The sequence below is a fragment of the Bacteroidota bacterium genome (assembly GCA_034723125.1).
Classification (GTDB): domain Bacteria; phylum Bacteroidota; class Bacteroidia; order CAILMK01; family JAAYUY01; genus JAYEOP01.
Window position 1 is genome coordinate 1 of sequence record JAYEOP010000140.1, and the last position, 4,040, is coordinate 4,040.

The 4,040-nt window shown below is 28.1% G+C and carries 4 protein-coding genes and 1 tRNA gene; 3 read left to right on the forward strand and 2 right to left on the reverse strand.

The window, feature by feature from the left end:
• Positions 1-78 precede the first annotated feature (78 nt).
• Genes mltG through U9R42_04195 form a run of 3 tightly spaced genes read left to right on the forward strand, consistent with a single transcriptional unit; the run spans position 79 to position 2,457 of the window.
• Entirely contained in the window at positions 79-1,128 is a 1,050-nt protein-coding gene (gene mltG, locus U9R42_04185) for an endolytic transglycosylase MltG (protein MEA3495216.1), read from the forward strand.
• Between the two features lie 2 nt (positions 1,129-1,130).
• Entirely contained in the window at positions 1,131-1,538 is a 408-nt protein-coding gene (locus U9R42_04190) for a thioesterase family protein (protein ID MEA3495217.1), read from the forward strand.
• A gap of 49 nt (positions 1,539-1,587) precedes the next feature.
• Complete coding sequence (locus U9R42_04195) at positions 1,588-2,457, forward strand: YihY/virulence factor BrkB family protein (GenBank protein ID MEA3495218.1); 870 nt, start codon at positions 1,588-1,590, stop codon at positions 2,455-2,457.
• Between the two features lie 324 nt (positions 2,458-2,781).
• On the opposite strand, the gene U9R42_04200 is transcribed toward U9R42_04195, so the two are convergent.
• A tRNA-Ser gene (locus tag U9R42_04200) sits at positions 2,782-2,868 on the reverse strand.
• 132 nt (positions 2,869-3,000) lie between these two features.
• Complete coding sequence (locus tag U9R42_04205; GenBank protein ID MEA3495219.1) at positions 3,001-3,999, reverse strand: TonB family protein; 999 nt, start codon at positions 3,997-3,999, stop codon at positions 3,001-3,003.
• Positions 4,000-4,040: the final 41 nt, after the last annotated feature.

The following is a 4,040-nucleotide window of genomic DNA, read 5'->3' on the forward strand; positions in this document are numbered from 1 at the left end:
TTTTTTTAAGTTTATGAGAAATAGATTAAAACAAACATTTAAATTTTTTTAATGACTAGAAGATATTATACAAAAAAAATGAAAAAGAGGTCTTTATTGCCATTTAAAGTAGTAAGTATTTTGGCTCTGGCATTAGTAATTGCATTGTTTTTTGCTTACAAGTTTGCAATGAAAATATACGAACCAAATGTAATGCTCAATGATATTCAGGAAGATGCGAGATTATACATTCCCTCAGGCTCCGATTATGATGATGTTCTTCAGTTATTGAATAATCAAAATTTTATAAGTGATATAAAATCTTTTGAATGGGTTGCAAAAAAAATGAATTATCCGGCATCAGTACATCCGGGTTCTTATTTGATTAAAAAAGGAATGAACAATTATGATTTTATTTCAAAACTCAGAGTTGGCTCTACAACTCCTGTTTATTTAACTATCAATTGTGTGCGTTCGCTTGATGAACTTGCCGAAATTGTTGGAAGTAAACTTGAATCGGATAAGGAAGAATTTTATAAGGCTATGATTGATGATTCTTTTTTTAAAGCAAACGGATTAAATAAAAACACTGTTTTAACATTCTTCATTCCAAATACTTATGAGTTTTACTGGATTGCAAGCCCTGAAGAATTTTTAAGTAAAATGAAAAAGGAATATGATAAATTTTGGACAGCAGAAAGAAAAGAAAAAGCAACAAAACTAAATCTTTCACAAATAGAAGTTTCTATTCTTGCTTCAATAATTCAGGAAGAAACATCAAAGAAAGATGAACTAGGAAAAATTGCAAGAGTTTATTTAAATCGCTTAAAAAGAGGGATGCTTTTACAAGCTGATCCAACATTAAAATTTGCTTTAAAAGACAGAAGTATAAAAAGGTTACTTAACGAACATAAAAAAGTAAACTCACTTTACAATACTTACAAATACAAAGGTTTGCCCCCGGGACCAATTGTGTTGCCACAAATTTCTTCAATGGATGGAGTTTTAAATGCAGAAAATCATAATTATATATATTTTTGTGCAAAAGCAGATATGTCAGGATATCACTATTTCTCAACAAATTATAGACAACATTTAAATTATGCAAGAAGATATCACAGAAAATTAAACAGCTTAAATATTAGGTAAGTATGATTGAAAGGGAAACAAAAATACGTGTTATTTATGGCGATACTGATAAAATGGGATATGTTTATTATGGTAATTATCCTAAATATTATGAACGCGGTAGAACAGAAACCTTAAGAGATATTGGACTTACATATAAGGAATTAGAAGCACAAGGAATTGGAATGCCTGTATTTTCAATGAATATAAAGTATTTAAAGCCTTCATTTTATGATGATGTTTTAACAGTTAAAACAAAAATATTTAAATTGCCACAAGCAAAAATTTATTTTGAATATGAAATTTATAATCAGGATAATGTTTTGGTAAATTACGCAGAAACAACATTGGTTTTTATAGATACAAAGAAAAATAAGCCAACAAGAGCTCCTGAATTTTTAATTAATAAAATGAAACCTTATTTTGAATAAATTAGAATTGAAAAGCAAAATTAAAAGTTATAAATTAATCAAATTTTTAATGAGTTTTACATTCCCCGGTTTAGGTGGTGTACCTTTTTTCTCAGTAATAAAATTTTTTATTACAAGATTGCAAAAAGAAACAATTACGATGAGGTCATCAGCAATTGCTTTTAGTTTTTTTCTTGCACTTTTTCCTTCATTGATATTTCTTTTTACCCTCATTCCTTATTTACCAATTGATAATCTTCATCAAGAAGTTATGGGTCTTTTAGAAGAATTTTTACCGGATAGTGCTTATGAAACAATCCAAACAACAACTTCTGATATTTTATCAAACAAAAGAGGAAACTTATTATCTTTTGGTTTTATTATGACAATATATTTTTCATCAAATGGAATAATTACCTTACTTACTGCATTTAACAGAAATCTTAAAAGGTCTTTTGTGAAAAGATATTTTATTGGTATTTATCTAACTTTTGTTCTTGCTATTTTAATAATAATAGCAGTAACATTTCAGGTTGGTGGTGAAATTGTAATAGGTTTCTTTAAAGATTCAGGCTTTTTTGGTCAGGGTAATTGGGTTATTCGTTTTATTTGGTTTTTTAAATTAATGATAACAATGTTGTTGTCAATAACTGCAATTTCAATTCTATATTTTTATGGCTCTGAAAAACATGAAAGATTTACTTTTTATTCACCGGGAGCTTTTGTAGCAACTATTTTAATTGGTGTTGTTTCTTATGGCTTTGGATATTATGTTGAAAATTTTGCCCAATACAATAAATTTTTCGGCTCAATTGGAGCAATTATCGTAATTATGATTTGGTTAAATTTAAGTGCAATGTCACTAATTAGTGGTTATGAATTTAATCAAAGTATATTTAGAATAAAAAATAATAAACAAAGAAAAGCTAAGGATTGGTAAGTTTTATTTTTTATCATTAATTTTTTCAAGCGAATTTGTAATTTGTTACAATTAGTCCTATAAATATTACATCCCAAACGGGATTAAGAAATATAATAATTTTGGATTTTAGTAGAAATAAAAAGCCTGTCTATGTCTTTGCTTCGCTCGACTTCGGTCTCAACAATTTTTTATTAATTTAATTTATATTCATTAGTAACTTATTTTTTAATAAAATGCGGACTCTGTCTGCCGTAGCCTGAAAAATATTTTAAACTTTCTAATTTGTAAATAAAAAAAAAGCCTGCCTACGTCTTTGCTTCGCTCGACTTCGGCAGGCGAAGGCGGAGAGAGAGGGATTCGAACCCCCGGATTCCGTGAAGAATCAATGGTTTTCAAGACCATCGCATTCGACCGCTCTGCCATCTCTCCGGTGCAAAGGTACGATAAGATTTGAAATGCAAAATTATTTTTGTGGAAATTTTAAAAATTATTTCGAAATGGCTTTTTTATCATGATATATTTTCTTTGCTTGAGAAAGTGGTGAGTTTCTAACTAATTTTTTTAGTTTTTATCTAAAGAAAATTTAATTTTAATTTTCATTCTCACATTTACGTTTTTCCCATTATGTATGCCGGGAGTCCATTTTGGCATTTCTTTTATAACACGCATTGCTTCAAGATCACAGCTTCCTGTTAGTCCGTCAAGTATTTTAACATCTTTTATATTTCCTTCAGAATCAACCGTAAAAAACATCCAAACTATACCTTCAAGTTCTTCTTCAAGTTCTTTTTGTGGATATTTAAGATTTTTGTTTATGTATTTAAAAAGGTTTTGATTTCCTCCGGGGAACTGAGGCATGGTATCAGCACTTGAATATAGTTTTTCTTCATTATCCTTTTCTTGTTCAGCTTTTATAAAATCTCCATTTTTGTCAATAAAAATTATACTTCCATTAACCATTGTTTTAGCTTGTCCATTTTTAAATTGATAAGCAATATCAAATTTAAAATCAATCACAATTCTTCCTTCTTTGTTCATGTATCCCCATAAATTATTATGCTTTACAGCAGCTAATCCTTCAGAAAAATTACCTATACTTTGAAATTTAGGGAGTATCATAAAATCACCTTTTTTATTAATGAATCCCCATTTGTTATTCATTTTAATAGGTGCAAAACCTTCGGTAAAGGGAAATGCATGTTGAAATTCTCTTTCAATAATTTTATCTCCTTTGCTATCAATAAAAATCCAGCTATCTTTTTTTAACACAGGACAAAGGTTTTGAGAAAAGTAAAAAACATCTGAATATTTACATTTAATAATTAATTTACCTGATGTATCAATAAATCCCCATTTATTTCTTTTTAAAACAGCGGCTTTGTTTTCATAAAATTTATTTATCATATCATATTTAAAACCTACAAGCTGATTGTCATAACTATCAATGATGCCGTATTTGTTGTTTTTGCCTTTTTTAATTTTAAGGTTTTGAGCCGAGATAGTTTGAGTTATTAGTAAGAAAGAAATTAGGATAATTAGAATTGTTGATTTACTTTGCATAAACACGGATTTTAGTTTTTTTAATGATTACAAAAGTAATA